Source organism: Caballeronia calidae (genome assembly GCF_900044055.2).
GTDB classification, from domain to species: domain Bacteria; phylum Pseudomonadota; class Gammaproteobacteria; order Burkholderiales; family Burkholderiaceae; genus Caballeronia; species Caballeronia calidae.
This window is the reverse complement of sequence record NZ_FCOX02000007.1, coordinates 55,704-77,979: the sequence shown is the minus strand read 5'-3', so window position 1 is coordinate 77,979 and position 22,276 is coordinate 55,704. Positions and strand designations below refer to the sequence as shown.

Here is a 22,276-nt window from a genome sequence, read left to right as displayed (position 1 = left end):
TTTAAAAACCTATCGATGATCTACCCTTGGCAAACCGACGACTGGCAGCGTCTCCAGCAATTGCGTGCGCACTGGCCGCATGCGTTGTTGCTGCATGGGGAAGCGGGCATCGGCAAGTTGCAGTTCGCGCAGCATCTCGCGCAGGGGCTTCTGTGCGAGACGCCGGCCGCCAACGGCGAGCCATGCGGCACATGCCCGGCTTGCCTGTGGTTTTCGCAGGGCAATCATCCCGATTACCGCGCCGTACTGCCTGAAGCGCTCGCCGGTCTCGCGGCCGGAAGCGGCGATGCAACCGATGCCGCCGAAAAAGCCGATGGCGACGAAGGCAAGAAAACGCGAACGCCCAGCAAGGAAATCAAGATCGAGCAGGTGCGCGCGCTGCTGGACTTCTGCGGCGTCGGTTCGCATCGCGGCGGCATGCGCGTCGTGCTGCTGTATCCGGCCGAGGCGCTCAACGTCGCGGCGTCGAACGCGCTTCTGAAAACGCTCGAGGAGCCGCCCGCGGGCGTAGTGTTCCTGCTCGTGTCGGCGCGCATCGACCGGCTGCTGCCGACGATCATCAGCCGCTGCCGTCAATGGCCGATGGGCGTGCCTCAGCCGGATGAAGCGAGCGCGTGGCTCGCATCGCAAGGCGTCGACGATGCGGCGGGGCTGCTCGCGCAGTCGGGCGGCGCGCCGCTTGCCGCGCTTGCGCTCGCGAACGACGACAACCGCGCCTTGCGCGACTTCACGCTCGCGCAGCTCGCCGCCGGCCCGAACTGCGATGCTTTCGCCTGCGGCGAGAATCTGCAGAAGCTGCCCGTGCCGCTCGTGCTCGGCTGGCTGCAGCGCTGGCTCTACGATCTGCTCGCCCAGCGCACGGCGGGCCGGCCGCGTTATTTCCCCGGCGCGGCCAAGGCGCTCGCGCGTTGCGCGCAAAGCGCCGATGCCGCCGCGCTCGCCCGCTACATGAAAACCGTCACCCGGCAGCGCGCGGTCGAAAATCACCCGCTCAACGCGCGCCTCGTGTTCGAGGAACTGTTCATCGGTTATCGCGGGATTTATACGGCCTGACGGCACACGACAGCACAGCCATGAATCCCAGCTACCGCGACGCCACACTCGACGATTTGCCCGCTATCGTCGCCATCTACAATTCGACGATCGCCTCGCGCCTCGTCACGGCGGACCTCGATCCGGTCACCGTCGAAAGCCGTCTCGCGTGGTTTCAGGCGCACAGCCCGCAATCGCGTCCGCTGTGGGTCGTCGAGGAAAGCGGCGACGTGATCGCGTGGCTGAGCTTCTCGGACTTCTATGGCCGTCCGGCGTATGCGCGCACCGTCGAAGTAAGCATTTATCTGGACGAGCGCGCGCGCGGCAAGGGCCTCGGCAAGAAGCTGCTGCGCGAGGCGCTCGACCGCGCGCCGTCGCTGAACGTCGATACCGTGCTCGGCTTCGTCTTCGGCCATAACGCGGCGAGCATGAAGCTCTTCGCCGGCTTCGGTTTCGAAGCGTGGGGCACGCTGCCGCGCGTCGCCGTGCTGGACGGCGTCGAGCGCGATCTCGTCATTCTCGGCCTGCGCCTCGACGGGCAGCGGGCCGCGAGCCAAGCCATGCAAGGCATGCATTAAGGAGCACCGGATGTTCGTCGATTCGCACTGTCATATCAACTTCGAAGGGCTCGCCGACCGTCTGCCCGACGTCCTCGACAAGATGCGCGCGCACGCGGTCACGCATGCGCTGTGCGTGTCCGTCGATCTCGAGACGCTGCCTTCGGTGCTGGAGATCGCGGAGCAGCACGAGAACGTGTATGCGTCGGTGGGCGTGCATCCGGATCACGAGGACATGAGAGAGCCGAGCGTCGCGGAACTCGTCGAGCTGGCGAAGCATCCGAAGGTCTGCGCGATCGGCGAGACCGGGCTCGACTACTATCGTCTAGAAGGGCGCAGCATCGCCGACATGGAATGGCAGCGCGAGCGCTTTCGCACGCACATCCGCGCCGCGCACGCTACGGGCAAGCCGCTCATCGTGCATACGCGCTCGTCGTCGGAGGACACGCTGCGCATCATGGAGGAAGAGCGCGCGGGCGTGCCGGGCGGCGTCATGCATTGCTTCACCGAGCCGTGGGAGGTCGCCGAGAAGGCGCTCGCGCAGAACTTCCATATCTCGCTGTCGGGCATCGTCACGTTCAAGAATGCGAAGGATGTGCAGGAGGTCGCGCGGCGCGTGCCGATCGAGCGTCTGCTCATCGAGACCGACTCGCCGTATCTCGCGCCCGTGCCGTATCGCGGCAAGCCGAATGAACCTGCGTACGTGAGTTATGTCGGACGTTTCATCGCGCAGTTGCGCGAACAGCCGGAGGAAGCGGTCGCACAGGCAACCACCGACAACTTCTTCCGGCTATTCAAGATCGCGCGGCCAGCCTGAGGGCGGCCGGCCCGCGCGCAAAAAAACTGTTTCAAGGCAATCCGAAGGTCTCTTATGAACAATTCCCCGATGGTTTCCACCCTGTCCGCGGCGAGCGCGCCAAACGTTTCCCGCACATCGCGCAAGGGCGCGGCCGTGCGCGGCCTGGTCGCCGGCGCACTGCTGGCGGCCTGCGCCGTCGCGCAGCCGGTCTGGGCCGCATCCGTGGACTCGCTCATCAAGGCGGTCAAGTTCGACGACGTCTCGGCTGTCAAGAAACAGCTCGCGCAGGGCGCGGACCCGAACACGGTCGACGACACCGGCACGCCGATCATCGTGATCGCGGCGCGCGAGAAGTCGGACAAGGTCGGCCAGTTGCTCGCCGACAATCCGAAGACCGATCTGGAAAAGCTCGACCCCGCCGGCGAGAACGCGATGATGCTCGCCGCGCTCAACGGCGACGCCACCTTCGTGAATCTGCTGATCGCCAAGGATGCCGAAGTGAACAAGAAGGGCTGGACGCCGCTGCACTACGCGGCGACCAACGGTCATGACGATATCGTGAAGATCCTGGTCGACCATTCGGCGTATATCGACGCGGGCTCGCCCAACGGCACGACGCCGCTCATGATGGCCGCGCGCGGCAATCATCTGTCGACCTGCAAGCTGCTGCTCGACGAAGGCGCGGATCTGCGCGTCAAGAATCAGCTCGGCATGACAGCCGTGGACTTCGCCCGGAAGTACGAGGCGAGGGATGTCGCCGCGGGCCTGCAGGCGCGCCTGGATTCGATGCCGCAAGGCGGCGGCGCTCCGCAAAGCGGCTCAAACGGTGCAAAATAGCGCAGCGCGCGGTTTCAGGATTCGGGGCGAGGGCGGCCAGGCGCGGCCGCGCGTCGCTCCGCACCCGTTGTCCCAATCGAGCCGCCGCTCAACATAAAAGGAAGACCATGCTGCGGGAATTCGTCATCGCCTGTGCTCTCGCGACGCCCGTGTGCGCGTTCGCGTTCACCGGCAACGATCTGAACAAGCTCTGCACCAAAACGGATCCCAACTCGCGGACCGCCTGCGCGGCCTATATCGAAGGCGCAGCGGACGGCATCTACAACACGATCGAGGCGATCGGCGGAACCTCCGGGCCGCAGATCGGCCAGTACTTCTGCCTGCCGGCGGACGTGAAGCCGCAGCAGCTCACGGACGCGGTGCGCAAGTACATCGCCAACAATCCCGACAAGGCCGACTACAACGCGACCACGATGGTCTCGCTCGGCCTCGGCAAGGCGTTTCCCTGCAAGGCGGAACGCTGAGCGCTTGTTGACGCCGGCGCGCCTGCGCGCGTCGTGGCGTCACGCTTGCTGACACGGCAGGCACGGTGGCCGCGCCCGCACGGCCGCCCGGCAACATCGCGCAGCATCCCGCATCCGTGCGATGCGACCGCCGTATCCACCTCGACGCTCGTCACTTCACGAGGCTGATCCCGCGACGCTCATGCTCTCACTGAATCACTTCCTGGACCTGGCCGAACGGCCGCTCGGCACCTGGCCCGGCGCATTCGTCGTCGCCGCGATCGCCGTGGCGGTCGCGATCGGCGTGCATCGCATCGGCGCGCGCATCCTGACGCGCATCGCGCGCCCGTATCCGCTGATGAGCGTCGTGTTGCGCTACATCGACGCGCCCGCGCTCATCCTGCTCGTCTTCCTCGGCATCGGCTTCATGATCTTCGAGGCGCCCGATTCGCTGCCGTTCATCGGCGTGCTGCGCGATATGGAAACCGTCGCGCTGATCGGCGCGCTCACGTTCCTCGCGGCGCGCTCGGCGGGCGCGGTGGGCGAGGCGATCGTGCAGGCGCATCCGCTCGACACCGACGACAACCTCAACGCGCGCCGCATCCACACGCAGGCGCGCGTGCTCGCGCGCTCGGTGATGGTGGTGATCGTCATCATCGGTTTCGGCGCGGCGCTGATGGCGTTCCCGAGCGTGCGGCAGATCGGCGCGAGCCTGCTGGCTTCGGCGGGCGTCGCCGGGCTGGTCGCCGGTATCGCGGCGCGGCCGGTGCTCGGCAATCTGATCGCGGGGCTGCAGATCGCGCTGTCGCAGCCGATCCGCCTCGACGATGTCGTCGTGATTCAGGGCGAGTGGGGACGCGTCGAGGAAATCACGGGCACGTATGTGTCGATCCGCATCTGGGATCAGCGCAGGCTCATCGTGCCGTTGCAGTGGTTCATCGAGAATCCGTTCACGAACTGGACGCGCAATAGCTCGCAGATCATCGGCACGGTGTTTTTGTACGTGGATTACCGCATGCCGATGGCGCCGCTGCGCGAAGAGCTCGAACGCATTCTCGCGCACGCGCCGGAGTGGGACGGGCGCGTGCAGGTGCTGCAAGTCACCGACGCCACCGATCGCGCGATGCAGCTTCGCGTGCTCGTCAGTTCTTTCGATTCGGCGCTCAACTGGGACTTGCGCTGCCGGGTGCGCGAAGGGCTCGTGAACTTCGTGCAGGCCGCGTATCCGCAGTATCTGCCGCGCGCGCGGGCGGATTTGTCGACGGATAAGGACCATCATGTCGATTTCGCGCCGCCGCTCGAACGCGCGGGCACGGCGCAGACGGCGAGCACGGCGAACACCGCCGCCGACCCGGTCGCGAGCCGCGGCGAGCCGACCGGGCCGAACCCTCGCGCGCATTCGGCGGCGTCCACCGCGCCGACGCCCGCCGAGAAAACCTGACTCGAGGGAAAGAAACCCGCACGGCGTTTTTCAGTCGAAAATTTCGGGATTATCCTGAAATCAAACGTTCGAAGAGGAAAGGGAAAGCATATGAGCCGTCTCGTCGTCGTATCCAACCGGGTCGCCACGCCGACCGAAACCAAGGGCTCCGCGGGCGGGCTCGCCGTCGGCGTCTTCGGCGCGCTGAAGGACAGCGGCGGCGTCTGGTTCGGCTGGAGCGGGGACGTGGTGAGCGAGACCGTGGCCAACCAGGGGCCGAAGCTCGAACAGGACGGCGCGGTGACCTTCGCGACCGTCGGCCTGCCGAAAAAGGACTACGACCAGTACTACCGCGGCTTTTCCAACGCGATGCTGTGGCCGGTCTTTCACTATCGCAACGATCTCGCCGTCTATGACCGCGACGAATACGCGGGCTACCGGCGCGTGAACGCGTGGCTCGCGCACAAGCTCATCAAGCTGCTCGAACCCGACGACATCATCTGGGTGCACGACTATCACCTGATTCCGTTCGCCGAGGCGCTGCGCTCGGCCGGCATCAACAATCGCATGGGCTTCTTTCTGCACATTCCGTTTCCGTCGCCGCAGATTCTCTTGAACATCCCACCGCACGAGGAGCTCGTCAGGTCGCTGTGCTGCTATGACGTCGTCGGTTTTCAGACCGAAGGCGATCGCACCGCGTTTCACGATTACATCATCCGGCACGCGCACGGCACCGCGACGCCCGGCGGACACGTCGAAGCGTTCGGCAGGAAGCTCAGGACGAACGTCTACCGGATCGGCGTGTTTCCGGACGAGATCGCGGAGCAGGCCGAGCGCGGCGAGGCGCGTCAGGACGTGATGGACCTGAAGCAGAGTCTCGAAGGCCGCAAGCTCATCATGAGCGTGGACCGGCTCGATTATTCGAAGGGGCTCGTCGAGCGTTTTCGGGCATTCGAGCATTTCCTGGAAAAGTCGCCGGAGTGGCGCGGCAACGTCACGCTCGTGCAGATCGCGCCGCCGACGCGCTCCGACGTCGAGACCTATCAGCAGATCCGCCAGAATCTGGAGTACGAAGCGGGGCGCATCAACGGACGTTACTCCGGGCTCGACTACACGCCGATCCGCTATCTGAACCAGCGCTACGACCGGTGGAAGCTGATGTCGCTTTTCCGCGAATCGCAGATCGGGCTCGTCACGCCGCTGCGCGACGGCATGAATCTCGTCGCGAAGGAATACGTCGCCGCGCAGAATCCGGACGATCCCGGCGTGCTCGTGCTGTCCCAATTCGCCGGAGCAGCCGACGAAATGACCGGCGCGGTGATGGTGAATCCGCACGATATCGTCGGCACGAGCGAGGCGATCGGACGCGCGCTCGCGATGCCGCTCGCCGAGCGCAAGGAGCGCTACGCAACCAACATGGCTGCGCTGCGCAAGCACGATCTGGGCGTGTGGCGCGACGATTTTCTCGCGGATCTGCGCGGCGGCGCCAAAGCGTAACGGCCCCGCGAAACGAATGTTTCGGCCCTGTAACAGAGCGATGAAAATGCAAGAGACGTCCGTAACGGGCGCATTTGCACTCCATAATGCGCTCGTCGTGGTGTCGTTTTCGCGACCCGCGACAGGCATCGACCCGTGACGCGAGACGGAATAACGCCTAAGGGCAAACCTCGTTGGCGGTCTTACATTCCACTGTCATACTCGATGCGCGCCGCGGCCGGCCCACGTAGTCGTGCCGCACGTCGAAATCCGCATGGAGACGAGAACGATGAGAATTGCCCAGATTGCTCCGCTGACCGAATCGGTGCCGCCGAAGCTCTACGGCGGAACCGAGCGCGTGGTGTCGTACCTCACCGAGGCGCTCGTCGAGCTCGGTCACGAGGTGACGCTATTCGCAACCGGCGATTCGCAGACCAGCGCCAACCTGGAACCCGTGTGGCCGCGCGCGCTGCGGCTCGACCCGGCGATCCGCGACCGCATCGCGCCGCATATGCTGCTGATGGAACTCGTGCGGCGCCGCGCGGAAGAGTTCGATGTCCTGCACTTTCACATGGACTATTACTCGTTCTCGCTCTTCAAGCGTCAGGACACGCCGTTCATCACGACCATGCACGGGCGTCTCGATCTTCCCGAGCAGCAGCCGGTGTTCGACACCTTCAACACGGCGCCCGTCGTGTCCATCTCGGATTCGCAGCGGCATCCGCTGCCGCAGGCCAGATGGATCACCACGGTCTATCACGGCCTGCCGGAGACGCTCTATGTGCCGCAGCCGGTCGAGCAGAAGTACCTCGCCTTTCTCGGGCGCATTTCGCCGGAAAAGCGCGTCGATACGGCCATCCGCATCGCGGGCCGCTGCGGCTTGCCGATCAAGATCGCCGCCAAGGTCGATGCCGCCGATCACGAATATTTCGAGCGCGAAATCGCGCCGCTTCTGGAATTGCCGTACGTCGAATTCATCGGCGAGATCAACGACACGCAGAAGGCCGAATTCCTGTCGGGTGCGCATGCGCTCCTGTTCCCGATCGACTGGCCGGAGCCCTTCGGCCTCGCGATGATCGAAGCGATGGCGTGCGGCACGCCTGTCATCGCGTTCAATCGCGGCGCGGTGCCCGAAGTGGTGGACGAGGGCGTCTCGGGCTTCATCGTCGAGGACGAGATCGGCGCGGTGGCGGCGGTGAACCGCCTGCATACCTTGCCGCGCGAGTGCGTGCGCAAGCGCTTCGAGGAGCGCTTCACGTCGCATCGCATGGCGCGGCAGTATCTCGACGCGTATCAGGCCGTCGTGCGCGCGCAAAAGCGTTCGCGCTTCAAGCTGATCGATCGCGCGACGACGAGCTGATCGCTCGGAAAACCAAGAAAAAACCGCCGTGTGGCGCGACCCGAAGGTTGCGCCACACGGCGGTCATGCTCTGCGGTCAGGCGCCGCCAGCGGCGCGCGCTCACTACTTCAGGCGCGAAACCTTCGTGCCTTCCAGCGAGACATCGGCCATCAGACCCGCGTTGGTCAGCACGATGACCTCGACCGGCTTGGTCGCGGTGGTCGTGTCGATGCTGCCGTTCGCGCCCATCTTGACCAGCGCCACCGATGCGTCCGCGCCAGCCGACCAGCCGTCCGAATTGCGGAATTTGTCGAGCGCGTCCTGCGTCATGAACAGGAAGATCAGCGCCTTCGATTGCGCGCCCGCCGTCAGGCCGAATGAGCCGGAGGTGGTGCTGTAGTAGCCCACGGTGCTGCCGCCCACGCGCAGCGAACCCTTGCCGTATTGCGCGCCGACGATGAAGCCCGCCTGGAGCACCGACGGGAACACCAGCACGCCGCGCGCTTTCGCGACCAGTTCGCGCGAGCCGGAAACGGTGGCGTAGAGACGCTGAATGGTGCTGTCGACGTCGGCGTCAATGGACCGGTGCTCATCGGCGGCGCCCGCGGCCTGTTCCGCGCCGGCATTCCTGTTCGTCGTGCAGCCGGCAAGCGCTAGGCCTCCCAGCGCCAGGACGGCAGTCGACTTGAGCATGAAGTTTCGTCTTTGCATCATTGTTCTCCATCGTGGAAGTAGGAAACCCCATAGAGCGGGAGGGTGAGGCACGCAAAGTTATAGCACAGCCATATGAAACGCGAACCGCGGCCCGCACGCCCAAAGCCTTGTCACTCGCGGTTCTCGGGCTTCGCGACGCGCAAGTGCACCAACGGCTCAAAGCTTACTCCGAATCCGGCCCCATCAAGCCGGTGACGCGGAAATTTACATATTACTTTCGGCCGGATGGTGCGCCTCCTATCAGGTTAGGCGAAGCTTCGGCTAAACCGAAATGGAAACGGCGTTTTCGCCCGAATCCTCGATTCTGAGCAAGCACAATTTTCGCGGCAGTGCCTTCGCGTGGCCGGAAAAACTGCAGAAGAAAGTAGCAACGACCGTACCCGGCCGTCACTCACGGATGACTCGTCGTTTTTACTTCGGCAGAGGACGTCGAGCGCGGTGGACGCCGCAGCGCGCGCCTGATTCCGCCGATCAGCATGCCGAGCACGAGCAGGAACGCCGCGGGCACGATCCAGTAGCCGACGAACGCATGCCACAGATAATCGGCGAGCGTCGCCTTGCGATGGGCATATTCGTCGAGAGCCGCCTGATGTTTGGCCTCGTTGGCCAAAAGGACATCGGCGGGGCAGCCTGCGGCGCGCGCTTCGTCGGGCACGCCGTGGCAGCGCGCGGCGGCGCCGGCCGCGCGTTGTGCGTCGGTCAGCTCCCACGTCGAGAGCGACTTCCGGAGATCGACATTGTTGTACGCCATCTCCTCGCGCACTTCATTCACCGCGACGATCAGCACCGGCACGAACCAGAACGTGATCGTCACGAGCCACCGCCTGAACCAGCGGTTCTTGTGTTTCCATGCCATCCGATGCCTCCATGCGCGGCTTCTCGCCTCGCTCGAAACGGGGGCGGCCGATGGCGTATTTCTTGTATTTCGTGAGGGGCCGCCTTCGCGCCATCTTATGAGAAAAAGACGACGGTGCGAATCAATTGCTTGGGTGCAGTGCAATAACGGCAGGTAGACAGCGTAAATACGACAGGGACGCCGCGCGCGAACGGCGCGGCGCGAAGCGACATTCGACGAACTCAGCCCTTGCTGCTGAGGCAGCTCTTCATGAACGCCTTGCGGTCGTCGCCTTTCTTGTCGCCCGCCTGGCTGTTGCAGGCGGTCATCTTCTCCTGTTGCGTCATCGGTGTGGAGGCGGCGGCGGGCGCGGCGGGTGCGGCGGACAGGCAGCTCTTCATGAATGCCTTGCGGTCGTCGCCTTTCTTGTCGCCTGCCTGGCTGTTGCAGGCGGTCATCTTTTGCTGTTGCGTCATCGGCGCGGAGGCGGCGGAGGCGGCGGCGGGCGCGGCGGACAGGCAGCTCTGCATGAACGCCTTGCGGTCGTCGCCTTTCTTGTCGCCCGCCTGCTTGTTGCATTCGGTCATCTTGCTTTGCTGGCTGTTGGCGGCAAAGGCTGCGTTCGAGCCGAGCGTGAGGCTCAGCACGGCAACGAGGGCGGTGGCTCGAATGTTCATCTGACGCTCCCTGATTTGATTGACAGTTGTTTTTCGACGGCGCGCGTCTGTGCGGCATGTCGCCCGCGCATTATGGCAAAGCCAATATGACCGGTGTGTGGGATAAGGTGAAATCGGGAGGCTGCGGGAATGCTGCTTGCAGACGCCTTACATGACCGGCATCAACGACGCGCTTTCGCCAATATCGGCCGAGCCGCACGAAGCAGGCGCCCGACGTATGATCGTGCGATGCGCGTCCAACCCAGAGGAGACGGTTCATGTCCACGCCGCTGTCCGATCATTACAAGGGCTTCGAAATCAAGGTGCAGGCATTGCGGCGCGCGAAGGAGCGCGACGAGCCGGACGACGGCCCGCGCCACTTCGATATCGTCGTGACGATCGCGAAGAGCGCACACGGCGAGAGCGGCCGCTCGGTCATGTTCGGCGTGCCCGAGCAGGAACCCTTCGAAAGTCCGATCGATGCGACGCGCGCGGGCATCGACTACGCGCGCGACATCATCGACAACAAGGTGGAAGGGCAGTCGGTCGAGGATCTCTGAGTCCGGCGCGCCGAGTCACGCGGCAGCCCGCTTTCGACGGGAGCCTACACGTTAGCCCGATTGACCTCGCGCGTCTCTGCACCGAGAATCGACGGCGAGCAAACGTTCAAACCGCGCCTGCACGGGCGATCGGGGGCTTGCGGCGCGTAATGCGGCGATGAAGGAAACGCGGGCGCGACAGGGCGTCCGTCATCGCTTTTCCCACCGTGTCCCTCCGCCGTCCGGCGCGCAACGAGAACGCCTTGCTCGTGTTCGCTGCATCTCGCATGACCAGACAAACCAGAACAAAGCACTGGAGATCCGCATGAACCACACCATCCGCCGACGCGTCCTGTCGGCAGCCGTCGCGCTCGCCGCTTGCACCGTACTGCCGCTTGCATCGTCATCCGCGTTCGCGCAAACGCCGGCCAAGCCGAAGGTCGCGCTCGTCATGAAATCGCTCGCCAACGAGTTCTTCCTGACGATGGAAACCGGCGCGAAGGAATATCAGGCTCACAACTCGAGCCAGTTCGACCTGATCACCAACGGCATCAAGGACGAAACCGACACCGCGGCGCAGATTCGCATCGTCGAGCAGATGATCGTCTCGAAGGTCGACGCGCTCGTCATCGCGCCGGCCGATTCCAAGGCGCTCGTGCCGGTGATCAAGAAGGCGGCGGACGCGGGCATCATCGTCGTGAATATCGACAACCGGCTCGACCCGGACGTGCTCAAGTCGAAAGATCTGAACGTGCCGTTTGTCGGCCCCGACAACAAGAAGGGCGCGCGCAAGGTCGGCGACTATCTCGCCCCGCGCCTCAAGAAGGGCGATGAAGTCGCGATCATCGAAGGCGTGACGACCACGACGAACTCGCAGGCGCGCAGCGCGGGCTTCAAGGCTGCGATGGACGCGGCCGGCATGAAGGTCGTCGCGCTGCAGTCGGGCGAGTGGGAAATCGACAAGGGCAACGCGGTCGCCGCGCAGATCCTGAACGCGAATCCGAACGTGAAGGCGCTGCTCTGCGACAACGACAACATGGCGATCGGCGCGGTGTCGGCGATCCGCGCGGCGGGCAAGGCGGGCAAGGTGCAGGTCGTCGGCTTCGACAACATCGGCGCGATCAAGCAGATGCTCAGGGACGGCCGCGTGCTCGCGACCGCCGACCAGTACGCGGCGAAGCAGGCGGTGTTCGGCATCGACGTGGCGCTGAAGGCGATCGCCGGTCACAAGAAGCAGTCCGAGCTTTCGCAGGTCGTGGAAACGCCTGTCGATCTCGTGACGAAGTAAGTCCCGCGCGCTGCGACGCATTGCGACGTGTTGCAGCGCCGCCCTTGCAAAGCCGAAAAAAAGAAGGCCTCAAGTTCGCGGCCGACATGCCGATAAGACACTGACGAGCGCGGAAGGCAGACGGCGCGGTTTCGAGCCGCGGCCGCCGAAGACTTCCGTGCGCAGATTTCGGGAAACGCTCCGAGCCGCACCGGACAAGGCGCGGGCCGTTATCCGAAGCCATGCGCAACCCCCATCGAGGATGCACAGCGAAGCCTTGAAGCGCCCCATGACCGGATCGAACGATGCGAACGTGCTGACGGTGACGGGCATCGGCAAGACATATGTCGAGCCGGTGCTGGCCGACGTTTCGCTCGAGCTCGTCCCGGGCCAGGTGCTCGCGCTCACGGGCGAGAACGGCGCGGGCAAGAGCACGCTGTCGAAGATCATCGGCGGGCTCACGGACCCGACCACAGGCACGATGACGCTGGCGGGCCATCCCTACGCGCCGAAAAGCCGTTCCGATGCCGAGGCGCTCGGCGTGCGGATGGTGATGCAGGAGTTGAACCTGCTGCCGACCTTATCGGTGGCGGAGAATCTGTTTCTGAACCGCTTGCCGCGCAAGGGCTTCGGATGGATCGACCGGAAGCGGCTCGCCGAGGACGCGCGCCACGCGATGGCGCAGGTCGGGCTCGACGCGATCGATCCGGACACGCTCGTCGGCGGTCTCGGCATCGGGCATCAGCAGATGGTGGAAATCGCGCGCAATCTGATCGGCGATTGCCGCGTGCTGATCCTCGACGAGCCGACCGCGATGCTCACCGCGCGCGAAGTCGATCTGCTGTTCGAGCAGGTCGAGCGGCTGAAGGCGCGCGGCGTGGCGCTCGTGTATATCTCGCACCGGCTGGAGGAACTGCGGCGCATCGCGGAGCGCGCGGCCGTGCTGCGCGACGGACGGCTCGTGCACATCGGCCCGATGGACGCGCTGACGAGCGACCGGCTCGTCACGCTGATGGTCGGGCGCGAGATCGGCGAGCGCATCGATCTGGGCGAGCGCCGGATCGGCGGCGTCGCGCTGAAGGTGGAAGGCATGACGCGCGCGCCCGTGGTGCGCGACGTGTCGTTCGAAGTGCGCGCGGGCGAGATCTTCGGCGTGAGCGGGCTGATCGGCGCGGGCCGCACGGAGCTCATGCGGCTGATTTACGGCGCGGATCGCGCGGACGCGGGCAGCGTGTCGGTCGCACGCGGTGGACAGCCGTTGCGCAAAGTTCATGTGCAATCGCCGTCGGATGCGGTCGAGGCAGGCATCGCGCTCATCACGGAGGATCGCAAGGGCGAGGGCCTGCTGCTCAGCTTGCCCATCGCCGCGAACGTTTCACTGGGCAATGTGAGCGCGGTGGCGCGGCACGGCGTCGTCGATACGCGCAAGGAGGCGGCGCTCGCGCAGCGGCAGATCGACGCCATGCGCATCCGCACATCCGGCCCGGCGCAGGCGGTGTCGGAACTGTCGGGCGGCAACCAGCAGAAGGTCGTGATCGGCCGCTGGCTCGCGCGCGACTGTTCGGTGCTCCTGTTCGACGAGCCGACGCGCGGCATCGATGTCGGCGCGAAGTTCGACATCTACGGGCTGATGGGCGCATTGGCCCGCGAGGGACGCGCGCTCGTCGTCGTGTCGAGCGATTTGCGCGAGCTGATGCTGATTTGCAACCGCATCGGCGTGATGTCGGCAGGACGCATGACGGGCGTGTTCGAGCGGGCGAACTGGACGCAGGACGCGCTGCTCGCCGCGGCGTTCTCCGGATACGCGAAGCGCGAGGCGATCCTGCACGAGCCGATCGCGCCGGACGCGAAGGCGCCCGAAGACAACGTGGAGCATTGAATGAGCGAAGCGAACCTGCCCGCCGATGCGCCGACGAGCACGAAAGGCGTCGGCACGCGCCTGGGTTTTTCGAATTACCTCGGTCTCGCGGGCGCGCTCGCCGCGATGATCGCGCTGTTTTCGGTGCTGAGCTCGCACTTTCTGACGTACGACACGTTCAGCACGATCGCGAACCAGATTCCGGATCTCGTCGTGATGTCGGTCGGGATGACGTTCGTGCTGATCATCGCGAGCATCGATCTGTCGGTGGGCTCGGTGCTGGCGCTCGGGGCATCGGTGGTGAGCGTGGCCGCGCTGAAGTGGCACTGGCCGGCGTTTCCCGCCGCGCTGATCGGCCTTGCGGCCGCCGCGCTGACCGGCACGGTCACGGGCCTCGTGACGGTGGCGTGGCGGATTCCGTCGTTCATCGTGTCGCTCGGCGTGCTGGAAGGCGCGCGCGGGCTCGCATACCAGATGACGAACTCGCGCACGGCGTACATCGGCGATGCATTCGATTTTCTGTCGAATCCGATCGCGTTCGGCATCTCGCCCGCGTTTTTAATTGCGGTCGCGGTGATGATAATTGCGCATCTGGTCTTGACCCGGACGATTTTTGGCCGATATCTCGTAGGGATCGGCACGAACGAGGAAGCGGTGCGGCTCGCGGGCGTGAATCCGCGGCCTTACAAGGTCATCGTTTTTGCGCTGATGGGCGCGCTCTCCGGACTCGCGGCGCTGTTCCAGATCTCGCGCCTCGAAGCCGCCGATCCGAACGCGGGCGCGGGCCTCGAATTGCAGGTGATCGCGGCGGTGGTGATCGGCGGGACGAGTCTGATGGGCGGGCGCGGCTCTGTCATCAGCACGTTTTTCGGTGTATTGATCATCTCCGTGCTGGCGGCGGGGCTGGCGCAGATCGGCGCGAACGAGCCGACCAAGCGCATCATTACCGGCGCGGTGATCGTGGTGGCGGTGGTGCTGGATACGTACCGCAGCAGAAGGAAGCGGGGCTGATCGTAATCGATTGAAGCAACCGAAGCAGCAAGCAGGGCGCGGGGAAACAAGCGGCGCATCGAAAGCAGGTCGCGCCGCCCGCCTTACGACCAATAAGAGAGCAGTTGGACCAAAGATAGCGAAGGACGATGTATGGCGACGATCAAAGACGTGGCAGCCATTGCCGGGGTGTCGTTTACGACGGTATCCCACGTAGTGAACAATTCGAGGCCGGTGTCGGCCGACGTGCGGGCGAAAGTCGAGCGGGCGATCCGCGAGCTCGACTACGTGCCGTCGGCGGTCGCGCGCTCGCTGAAGGCGCGTTCGACGGCGACGATCGGTCTGCTCGTGCCGAACGCGACGAACCCGTATTTCGCCGAACTCGCGCGCGGCGTCGAGGACGGCTGCGCGAAGAACGGCTACTGCGTGTTCTTCTGCAACTCCGACGACGATCCCGCGAAGCAGCGCAGCTATCTGCGCGTGCTGCAGGAAAAGCGCATCGACGGGCTCGTGATCGCATCGGCGGGTGAGGACTCGGTGCTCGCGCAATGCCTCGCGGGCGCGCGCGAGCCGCTCGTGATCGTCGATCGCAATATCGAGGGGCTGCAGTCGGACCTCGTGCAGATCGACCACGAAAAGGGCGCGTATCTCGCGACCCGCCACCTGCTGCAGCTCGGGCACTCGCAGATCGGCTGCATCACCGGGCCCGTTGCGACGGCCGTCTCCGCGATGCGCCTGCACGGTTTCATCCGCGCGATGGCCGAGCGCGGCATGGAAATCGAGCCGAACGCGATCGTGCAGAGCGACTTCTCCGCGACGGGCGGCTACGCGGCGGCCTCGCAATTGCTCGACCACATGAAGCCGACCGCGATTTTCGCGTGCAACGACATGATGGGCATCGGCGCGCTGCGGGCGGCGGCCGAGCGCGGCATCAAGGTGCCGACGGATTGCTCTATCATCGGTTTCGACGATGTCGAACTGTCGCGCTATACCTATCCGGCCTTGTCGACGGTCGGTCAATCGGTGCGCGCGCTCGGCGAAATGGCCGCGCAGACGCTGATCGACCGCATCACCGGCAAGCTGACCGGCACGACGCGCCGGCGCGTGGTGCCGCCGCGCCTCGTGCGCCGCGAATCGACCGCGGTGGCGCCCGAGCCGCGCAACGCCAAGGCGTAACGAAGGCCGATATTCAGGATGTGAGCCAAGATGAGTGACAACGCAGCGACCGGCCGCGTGACCGTGGTCGGCAGCCTCAACATGGATCTCGTCGCGCGCGCGCCGCGTCTACCGAAGCCGGGCGAGACGCTCGCCGGACACGCATTCGCGCAGGTGCCGGGCGGCAAGGGCGGCAATCAGGCCGTCGCCGCGGCGCGCCTGGGCGCGCAGGTCGCGATGATCGGCTGCGTCGGCAACGACTCGAACGGCGCGACGCTCAAGCGCAGCCTCGAGACCGAAGGCATCGACTGCACCGCGCTTGCGACGAGCGCGGATGCGCCGACCGGCGTCGCGCTCATCGTCGTCGACGATGCCAGCCAGAACGCGATCGTCATCGTCGCGGGCAGCAACGCCGACGTGACGCCGCCGCGCATGGAGGAGCACGAAGCGCTGCTCGCGCGCGCCGATGTCATCGTGTGCCAGCTCGAAACGCCGCCGGAAACGGTGCGCGCCGCGCTCGCGGCCGGCCGCCGTCTGCAACGCACGACGGTCCTCAATCCCGCGCCCGCCGCGCGCAAGCTGCCGCCGGACTGGTTTCCGCTCATCGACTATCTGATTCCGAACGAACTGGAAGCGGCGACGCTCTCCGGTGTGACCATCTCGACGCCCGACGACGCCCGCCGCGCCGCACAGGCGCTCAAGGCGAAGGGCGCGCGCAACGTGATCGTGACGCTCGGCGCGCAAGGCGTGCTGGCGCTGCTCGACGGCGCGGGCGATGACGGCGTGCATCTCGCGCCGCCGAACGTCGAGGCCGTCGACACGACCGCCGCCGGCGACACCTTCATCGGCGGCTTCGCGGCGGAGCTTGCGCGCGGTGCCGCCGCGATGGACGCGATCGCGTTCGGCCAGCGCGCGGCGGCGATCGCGGTGACGCGGGAAGGCGCCCAGCCTTCCATTCCGCGCCGCAGCGAACTCACGGAATAAGTGGTCGACGTTCGCTGAAAAACGGCGCGCGTGACGCGTCGTTTTCTCTTCATACGAAACAATTCCCTCAAGTGCGGTCTCTCTGGCGCCGTTTACGTCAATAGCGGACGCGCAATCCCTCGCGCGCACGCCCATCGACGGAAAGGACGGCGCGCCTCGGCCGCGCGGACGTCTTCGGCGCGCGTTTCGTGCGGAAATCGCGCGCCGGCCGTCAACCGGCCGGGAGACCCGCTCGCAAGCGGCAAGGGAAAACTCAATGAAAAAGGCTTTGACGATCAAGGCGCGCCTCGGCATCTCGATGGCGTTTCTGGGTGCGCTGCTTATCGCGATCGGCGCGTTGGGGCTCGCGGGCATGAGCCACTCGAACGACGCGTTTCTCGCGACCTATTCGGTGCAGATGCCCGCGGCGATCGCGGTCGGGAATGCGGAAATGTACGCGGCGCGCGAGCGGCTCGTGTTCGACCGCGCGGCGCTGCTCGCCGGCACGTCGGAGGTCGCCGCCACCGTCGAGCGCTCGCGCATGATGCGCGAACGCGCCGACGGCTACTGGAAGCAATACGCGTCGCTGCAGCGCTCGCCGGAGGAAAAGCGTCTCGCCGATGCCGCGCAGGACAAGCGCCTCGCGCTGCAAGGCATTGTCGACAAAGGCATTGCCGCGATCCTCGCGAACGATCACGACGGCATCATCGCGAACGCCAAGGCGATGCAGGTCACGTATAACGAGCTCGCCAACGCGAACGACGCGCTGCGCACATTCCTGACGCAGGCGTCGAAGACGAGCTATGAAGCAACGCAGAACCGCTTCCTGTGGTTCCGTGCGCTGAGCCTTGGCGCGATCGCGCTCGGCATCGCGGCGGCGGCGTTCGCGTGGGTCTCGCTCAGGCGCGCAATCGCGCGTCCGCTCGAAGCCGCGCTCGGCCATTTCGAGGCGATCGCCGCCGGCGATCTGCGCCGCGAGGTCGTCGTGACGTCGCGCGACGAGATGGGCCAGTTGCTCGAGGGCCTCGCCAGGATGCGCGCGAGCCTGCTGACGACCGTGCGGACCGTGCGCTCGGGCAGCGAATCGATCGCGTCGGCGACGCAGCAGATCGCCGCGGGCAATACCGATCTGTCGTCGCGCACGGAGGAGCAGGCGTCGGCGCTGCAGGAAACCGCGTCGAGCATGGAAGAGCTGACCGGCACCGTCCGCCAGAACGCCGACAACGCGCGCCAGGCGAGCGCGCTCGCGGCGAACGCATCGGACATCGCGGGCAAGGGCAGCGCGGTCGTCACGCAGGTCGTCGACACGATGCGCGAGATCAACGGCAGCTCGTCGAAGATCGCGGACATTATCACGATCATCGAAGGGATCGCGTTCCAGACCAATATCCTCGCGCTCAACGCGGCGGTCGAAGCGGCGCGCGCGGGCGAGGAAGGGCGCGGCTTCGCGGTCGTCGCGGGCGAGGTGCGCAGTCTCGCGCAGCGCTCGTCGGCGGCGGCGAAGGAAATCAAGGAGCTGATCGATACCTCGGTGGCACGCGTGCGGACGGGCACGACGCTCGTCGACGAAGCCGGGCGCACGATGAACGAGATCATCGGCGCGGTGCAGCGCGTGACCGACATCATGGGCGAGATCGCGGCGGCGTCGGAGGAGCAGTCGAGCGGCATCGAGCAGGTGTCGCGCGCCGTCACGCAGATGGACGAAGTGACGCAGCAGAACGCTGCGCTCGTCGAGGAAGCGGCGGCGGCCGCGCAATCGCTCGAAGATCAGGCCGCGCGCCTGCGGCAGGCGGTGGCGGTGTTCCAGGTCGCGGACGGCGCGCCGCCCGCAGCGGCCGTATCCGCACAGGTCACGAAAGTTGCATCGCGTGCAACGGTGAGCGCGCGCGTCGCGGCGAAACCGGTCGCGCCCGCGCCGGCGAAGCGCGCCGCATCGGTGCCGCTCGCGCCCAGGGCGCCCGCGCACGCGGGCGAGGCCGGCGGCGACTGGGAAACGTTCTGAGCGTGTGACCTGCGCGCGGCGGGAATGCGCGCGATTCCACACGCGCGCGACCAACGTCGATCCGGTAACCCGTACACTGGTGGGAATATGCGTGACTGTTCACACGAGGATATCGCCATGACCGGATCGACACTCGCCGCGAAACTCGCGGACGCCCGCCGCCGGCATCAGCTGATCGAAACGCTGGAGCCCGCGGATATTCCGGCCGACGCGCCCACCGCCTATGCCATTCAGCATGAGATGCTGAAAGAGTCCGATGCACGCATCGGCGCCTGGAAAATCGGTGCGCGCGCGCCGGATGCGCTCGCCGCGGGCGCGCCCATCGACACGGCGCTCGTCCACGTCTCGCCCGCGCGTCTGCCTTTTCAATCGTTTTTCCGGGTGCTCGTGGAACTCGAGATCGCGTTCCGCTTCGCCTATGCGCTGCCCGCGCGACACGACCCTTACACGCGCGAGGAAGTATTCGATGCGATCGGCGGCATCGCGGTCGCGCTCGAAGTCGTCGACAGCCGTTTCGCGCAATGGCCCAATCTCGACCCGCTCGCCCAACTGGCGGATTCGCAGAACAACGGCGCGCTCGTCGTCTCGGGCATGGAGCCTTACGACGTCGTCGCGCCCGGTTTCGACTTTCTCACTCCGCGACTGGAATTCACGCTCGACGGCGAGTCGATTGCGCCGGCCGCGCTCGGCAATCCCGCGGGCGATCCGCGCGAGTTGCTGCCGTGGCTCGTCAACCACTGTTCCCGCATGGGCCTGACCGTCGAGCCGTTCTGGACGATCACGACAGGCTCCTATACGGGCGCGTATCGCGTCGACGGACCGGCGATGCTGCATGGCGCGATCGATCGCATCGGGGAACTGGAGCTGGTGCTTGCATGAAGCGGAAACACCATGCAGCGGGAATGATTATTGATGGTGTCGCGCACACTGCGACGAATTGCATCGCACGAGACGCATGCATAGCGATGCCCGAGCGATGCATGGACATGGGCAGCGAGCGTGAGGCATAGGCCGCATTGGCGGACAAAAGCAGCGTGCAAGTAGCGGCGAGCGCGGGGAAGCGAACAGGCAGGACCGGTGTCCGGGCAACACGATACGTACATTGGGATGAGGATTGTAGGTGAACGAAAATAGCTCACCAAGCGAGTCATACTTCGAAGCAAATGAACAACAAATGAACAACGCAAGTGCGTGAAAAAAAATTCGAAAGGGTTTAGGATGATTTCAAGCGATGTCGTTTCGATTACGCGCTTTGCGCACGGCATAGCTTTCTGACTTCGGCGAGGAGGTAGCATGGATATCTACAGCAGTTTCGCGACCCGCTTCGAAAAAACCCGCGAGGAGGAGTTCTCGCTCGAAGAGTATCTCGCGCTCTGCAAAGAAGATCCTGCCACATATGCAACAGCGGGCGAACGCATGTTGACGGCCATCGGGGAGCCGGAGCATGTCGATACGCGCCTCGACCCGCGGCTTTCGCGTGTGTTTGCAAACAAGGTCATCAAGGTGTATCCGGCATTCCGCGAGTTCTACGGAATGGAGGAAGTGATCGAGAACGTCGTGTCCTACTTCCGGCACGCGGCGCAGGGTCTGGAAGAGAAGAAGCAGATCCTGTATCTGCTGGGTCCGGTGGGCGGCGGCAAGTCGTCAATCGCCGAACGACTGAAGCAGCTCATGGAGCGCGTTCCGTTCTATTCGCTGAAGGGTTCGCCCGTCAACGAATCGCCGCTCGGCCTCTTCGACTACGACGAAGACGGCCCGGTGCTCGAAGAGCAATACGGCATCCCGCGCCGCTATCTGAAGAACATCCTCTCGCCGTGGGCCGTGAAGCGCCTGCACGAGTACAACGGCGACATCCGCAAGTTCCGCGTGGTGCGCCGCTATCCGTCCATCCTGCGTCAGATCGGCATCGCGAAAACCGAGCCGGGTGACGAGAACAATCAGGACATCTCGTCGCTCGTCGGCAAGGTGGATATCCGCAAGCTCGAAACCTATTCGCAGGACGACGCTGACGCGTACAGCTATTCCGGCGGCCTGTGCCTCGCCAATCAGGGCTTGCTGGAATTCGTCGAAATGTTCAAGGCGCCGATCAAGGTGCTGCACCCGCTGCTCACCGCGACCCAGGAAGGCAACTTCAAGGGCACGGAAGGCTTCGGCGCGATTCCTTTCGACGGCATCATCCTCGCGCACTCGAACGAGTCGGAGTGGAAGGCATTCCGCAACAACAAGAACAACGAAGCGCTGCTCGACCGTATCTTCGTCGTGAAGGTGCCGTACTGCCTGCGCTATGGCGAAGAGATCAAGATCTACGAGAAGCTCCTGCGCAACTCGTCCCTCGCCGAGGCGGTGTGCGCGCCGGGCACGCTCAAGATGATGGCGCAGATGGCCGTGCTCACGCGCCTGCACGAGCCGGAGAACTCGAGCCTCTTCTCGAAGATGCAGGTCTATGACGGCGAGAACCTGAAGGACACGGACCCGAAGGCGAAGTCGTATCAGGAGTATCGCGATTACGCGGGTGTCGACGAAGGCATGACGGGCGTCTCCACGCGCTTCGCGTTCAAGATCCTGTCGCGCGTCTTCAACTTCGATTCCACCGAAGTCGCCGCCAACCCGGTGCATCTGATGTACGTGCTCGAACAGCAGATCGAGCGCGAGCAGTTCCCGCCGGAAACGGAGCAGAAGTATCTGTCGTTCATCAAGGACGTACTGGCTTCGCGCTACGCCGAGTTCATCGGCAAGGAGATTCAGACCGCTTATCTGGAGTCGTATTCGGAGTATGGACAGAACATCTTCGACCGCTATGTGACCTATGCGGATTTCTGGATTCAGGATCAGGAGTTCCGCGATCACGACACCGGCGAGAGCTTCGACCGCGCGGCATTGAACGCCGAGCTGGAGAAGATCGAGAAGCCCGCGGGCATCAGCAACCCGAAGGACTTCCGCAACGAGATCGTGAACTTCGTGTTGCGCGCGCGTGCGGCGAACGGCGGCAAGAACCCCGCGTGGATCAGCTATGAGAAGCTGCGGGTGGTGATCGAGAAGAAGATGTTCTCCAACACCGAAGAACTTCTGCCGGTGATTTCGTTCAACGCGAAAGGATCGGCCGAAGAGCAACGCAAGCACGAGGACTTCGTCAATCGCATGGTCGCGAAGGGCTACACGCCGAAGCAGGTGCGGCTGCTGTGCGACTGGTATCTGCGTGTGCGCAAGTCGTCATGAAGTAAAGTATCAGGGCCAGCGCCCGGTTTCATTGCAGGCGCGAAACCCATAGACCGGAACGGCGCTTCAACGCCGGTTCCGGTCCCGCGCAGCGCGGGAGTTATGATGTCCCTGAGCCGTGCGGGCGCGCGGATTGCATCCGGCCGGCACAGTGGACAGTTTGCGAGACAGAGACGC

General features: G+C 65.0%; 19 protein-coding genes and 2 pseudogenes. 17 read left to right on the top strand and 4 right to left on the bottom strand.

The genetic code is table 11. From position 1 onward, the window contains the following. Nucleotides 1–15 precede the first annotated feature (15 nt). From AWB78_RS09490 to AWB78_RS09455, 8 genes are all read left to right on the top strand, one after another. Nucleotides 16–1,053, top strand: coding sequence for a DNA polymerase III subunit delta' (locus AWB78_RS09490; RefSeq protein ID WP_062604315.1), 1,038 nt, complete (start codon nucleotides 16–18; stop codon nucleotides 1,051–1,053). 20 nt (nucleotides 1,054–1,073) lie between these two features. Then, the gene (locus AWB78_RS09485; RefSeq protein WP_062604314.1) at nucleotides 1,074–1,610 is read left to right on the top strand and encodes a GNAT family N-acetyltransferase; all 537 of its coding nucleotides are present in this window, start codon (nucleotides 1,074–1,076) and stop codon (nucleotides 1,608–1,610) included. A 10-nt stretch (nucleotides 1,611–1,620) separates the two neighbouring features. Beyond that, nucleotides 1,621–2,406, top strand: coding sequence for a TatD family hydrolase (locus tag AWB78_RS09480; protein WP_062604313.1), 786 nt, complete (start codon nucleotides 1,621–1,623; stop codon nucleotides 2,404–2,406). 54 nt (nucleotides 2,407–2,460) lie between these two features. After that, nucleotides 2,461–3,225, top strand: a complete 765-nt coding sequence (locus AWB78_RS09475) for an ankyrin repeat domain-containing protein (RefSeq protein ID WP_062604312.1) — start codon at nucleotides 2,461–2,463, stop codon at nucleotides 3,223–3,225. Nucleotides 3,226–3,332: 107 nt separating this feature from the next. Further along, nucleotides 3,333–3,689, top strand: a complete 357-nt coding sequence (locus AWB78_RS09470; RefSeq protein WP_062604311.1) for a Rap1a/Tai family immunity protein — start codon at nucleotides 3,333–3,335, stop codon at nucleotides 3,687–3,689. 181 nt (nucleotides 3,690–3,870) lie between these two features. Further along, nucleotides 3,871–5,109 carry a mechanosensitive ion channel family protein gene (locus AWB78_RS09465; RefSeq protein WP_062604310.1) on the top strand — a complete coding sequence of 413 codons (1,239 nt, stop codon included), beginning with the start codon at nucleotides 3,871–3,873 and terminating at the stop codon, nucleotides 5,107–5,109. 90 nt (nucleotides 5,110–5,199) lie between these two features. Then, entirely contained in the window at nucleotides 5,200–6,585 is a 1,386-nt protein-coding gene (gene otsA / locus AWB78_RS09460; protein ID WP_062604309.1) for an alpha,alpha-trehalose-phosphate synthase (UDP-forming), read from the top strand. A gap of 268 nt (nucleotides 6,586–6,853) precedes the next feature. Further along, nucleotides 6,854–7,924: a glycosyltransferase family 4 protein gene (locus AWB78_RS09455; protein ID WP_062604441.1), complete on the top strand. Its 1,071-nt coding sequence runs from the start codon at nucleotides 6,854–6,856 to the stop codon at nucleotides 7,922–7,924. A 103-nt stretch (nucleotides 7,925–8,027) separates the two neighbouring features. Here AWB78_RS09455 and AWB78_RS09450 read toward each other — a convergent pair whose 3' ends face one another. The 4 genes and pseudogenes from AWB78_RS09450 to AWB78_RS45205 form a co-directional block, all read right to left on the bottom strand. After that, nucleotides 8,028–8,615 carry a BPSL1445 family SYLF domain-containing lipoprotein gene (locus tag AWB78_RS09450; protein WP_062604440.1) on the bottom strand — a complete coding sequence of 196 codons (588 nt, stop codon included), beginning with the start codon at nucleotides 8,613–8,615 and terminating at the stop codon, nucleotides 8,028–8,030. Nucleotides 8,616–9,009: 394 nt separating this feature from the next. Continuing rightward, the gene (locus tag AWB78_RS09445; RefSeq protein ID WP_062604308.1) at nucleotides 9,010–9,474 is read right to left on the bottom strand and encodes a hypothetical protein; all 465 of its coding nucleotides are present in this window, start codon (nucleotides 9,472–9,474) and stop codon (nucleotides 9,010–9,012) included. Between the two features lie 221 nt (nucleotides 9,475–9,695). After that, nucleotides 9,696–9,788 (bottom strand): annotated as a pseudogene (locus AWB78_RS48250) (PsiF family protein); the annotation flags it as partial. A gap of 36 nt (nucleotides 9,789–9,824) precedes the next feature. Continuing rightward, a pseudogene (locus AWB78_RS45205) lies at nucleotides 9,825–10,130 on the bottom strand (PsiF family protein); the annotation flags it as partial. Nucleotides 10,131–10,387: 257 nt separating this feature from the next. On the opposite strand from AWB78_RS45205, the gene AWB78_RS09435 reads away from it, so the two are divergent. The 9 genes from AWB78_RS09435 (at nucleotide 10,388) to AWB78_RS09395 (ending at nucleotide 22,099) form a co-directional block, all read left to right on the top strand. After that, on the top strand, nucleotides 10,388–10,669 hold the full coding sequence (locus AWB78_RS09435; RefSeq protein WP_062604307.1) for a hypothetical protein: 282 nt from the start codon (nucleotides 10,388–10,390) through the stop codon (nucleotides 10,667–10,669). Between the two features lie 304 nt (nucleotides 10,670–10,973). Then, nucleotides 10,974–11,936 (top strand): sugar ABC transporter substrate-binding protein, encoded by a 963-nt coding sequence (locus AWB78_RS09430; protein WP_062604306.1) that lies wholly within the window; start codon nucleotides 10,974–10,976, stop codon nucleotides 11,934–11,936. A 268-nt stretch (nucleotides 11,937–12,204) separates the two neighbouring features. After that, on the top strand, nucleotides 12,205–13,794 hold the full coding sequence (locus tag AWB78_RS09425) for a sugar ABC transporter ATP-binding protein (protein ID WP_062604439.1): 1,590 nt from the start codon (nucleotides 12,205–12,207) through the stop codon (nucleotides 13,792–13,794). Further along, entirely contained in the window at nucleotides 13,795–14,784 is a 990-nt protein-coding gene (locus AWB78_RS09420; RefSeq protein WP_062604305.1) for an ABC transporter permease, read from the top strand. A 132-nt stretch (nucleotides 14,785–14,916) separates the two neighbouring features. Beyond that, a complete protein-coding gene (locus AWB78_RS09415) occupies nucleotides 14,917–15,939 on the top strand; it encodes a LacI family DNA-binding transcriptional regulator (protein ID WP_062604304.1) in 1,023 nt (340 codons plus the stop codon). Between the two features lie 30 nt (nucleotides 15,940–15,969). Next, a complete protein-coding gene (gene rbsK, locus AWB78_RS09410; RefSeq protein ID WP_062604303.1) occupies nucleotides 15,970–16,902 on the top strand; it encodes a ribokinase in 933 nt (310 codons plus the stop codon). A gap of 256 nt (nucleotides 16,903–17,158) precedes the next feature. Next, a complete protein-coding gene (locus tag AWB78_RS09405) occupies nucleotides 17,159–18,883 on the top strand; it encodes a methyl-accepting chemotaxis protein (RefSeq protein ID WP_062604302.1) in 1,725 nt (574 codons plus the stop codon). A gap of 117 nt (nucleotides 18,884–19,000) precedes the next feature. Further along, on the top strand, nucleotides 19,001–19,762 hold the full coding sequence (locus tag AWB78_RS09400; RefSeq protein WP_062604301.1) for a fumarylacetoacetate hydrolase family protein: 762 nt from the start codon (nucleotides 19,001–19,003) through the stop codon (nucleotides 19,760–19,762). A gap of 414 nt (nucleotides 19,763–20,176) precedes the next feature. After that, nucleotides 20,177–22,099, top strand: a complete 1,923-nt coding sequence (locus AWB78_RS09395) for a PrkA family serine protein kinase (protein ID WP_062604300.1) — start codon at nucleotides 20,177–20,179, stop codon at nucleotides 22,097–22,099. Nucleotides 22,100–22,276: the final 177 nt, after the last annotated feature.

Excerpts from the sequence above, each read along its gene's own strand:
- AWB78_RS09490 (WP_062604315.1), top strand. The coding sequence starts at position 16 with ATGATCTACCCTTGGCAAACCGACGACTGGCAGCGTCTCCAGCAATTG.
- AWB78_RS09485 (WP_062604314.1), top strand. The coding sequence starts at position 1,074 with ATGAATCCCAGCTACCGCGACGCCACACTCGACGATTTGCCCGCTATC.
- AWB78_RS09480 (WP_062604313.1), top strand. The coding sequence starts at position 1,621 with ATGTTCGTCGATTCGCACTGTCATATCAACTTCGAAGGGCTCGCCGAC.
- AWB78_RS09475 (WP_062604312.1), top strand. The coding sequence starts at position 2,461 with ATGAACAATTCCCCGATGGTTTCCACCCTGTCCGCGGCGAGCGCGCCA.
- AWB78_RS09470 (WP_062604311.1), top strand. The coding sequence starts at position 3,333 with ATGCTGCGGGAATTCGTCATCGCCTGTGCTCTCGCGACGCCCGTGTGC.
- AWB78_RS09465 (WP_062604310.1), top strand. The coding sequence starts at position 3,871 with ATGCTCTCACTGAATCACTTCCTGGACCTGGCCGAACGGCCGCTCGGC.
- otsA (WP_062604309.1), top strand. The coding sequence starts at position 5,200 with ATGAGCCGTCTCGTCGTCGTATCCAACCGGGTCGCCACGCCGACCGAA.
- AWB78_RS09455 (WP_062604441.1), top strand. The coding sequence starts at position 6,854 with ATGAGAATTGCCCAGATTGCTCCGCTGACCGAATCGGTGCCGCCGAAG.
- AWB78_RS09450 (WP_062604440.1), bottom strand. The coding sequence starts at position 8,615 with ATGCAAAGACGAAACTTCATGCTCAAGTCGACTGCCGTCCTGGCGCTG.
- AWB78_RS09445 (WP_062604308.1), bottom strand. The coding sequence starts at position 9,474 with ATGGCATGGAAACACAAGAACCGCTGGTTCAGGCGGTGGCTCGTGACG.
- AWB78_RS09435 (WP_062604307.1), top strand. The coding sequence starts at position 10,388 with ATGTCCACGCCGCTGTCCGATCATTACAAGGGCTTCGAAATCAAGGTG.
- AWB78_RS09430 (WP_062604306.1), top strand. The coding sequence starts at position 10,974 with ATGAACCACACCATCCGCCGACGCGTCCTGTCGGCAGCCGTCGCGCTC.
- AWB78_RS09425 (WP_062604439.1), top strand. The coding sequence starts at position 12,205 with ATGACCGGATCGAACGATGCGAACGTGCTGACGGTGACGGGCATCGGC.
- AWB78_RS09420 (WP_062604305.1), top strand. The coding sequence starts at position 13,795 with ATGAGCGAAGCGAACCTGCCCGCCGATGCGCCGACGAGCACGAAAGGC.
- AWB78_RS09415 (WP_062604304.1), top strand. The coding sequence starts at position 14,917 with ATGGCGACGATCAAAGACGTGGCAGCCATTGCCGGGGTGTCGTTTACG.
- rbsK (WP_062604303.1), top strand. The coding sequence starts at position 15,970 with ATGAGTGACAACGCAGCGACCGGCCGCGTGACCGTGGTCGGCAGCCTC.
- AWB78_RS09405 (WP_062604302.1), top strand. The coding sequence starts at position 17,159 with ATGAAAAAGGCTTTGACGATCAAGGCGCGCCTCGGCATCTCGATGGCG.
- AWB78_RS09400 (WP_062604301.1), top strand. The coding sequence starts at position 19,001 with ATGACCGGATCGACACTCGCCGCGAAACTCGCGGACGCCCGCCGCCGG.
- AWB78_RS09395 (WP_062604300.1), top strand. The coding sequence starts at position 20,177 with ATGGATATCTACAGCAGTTTCGCGACCCGCTTCGAAAAAACCCGCGAG.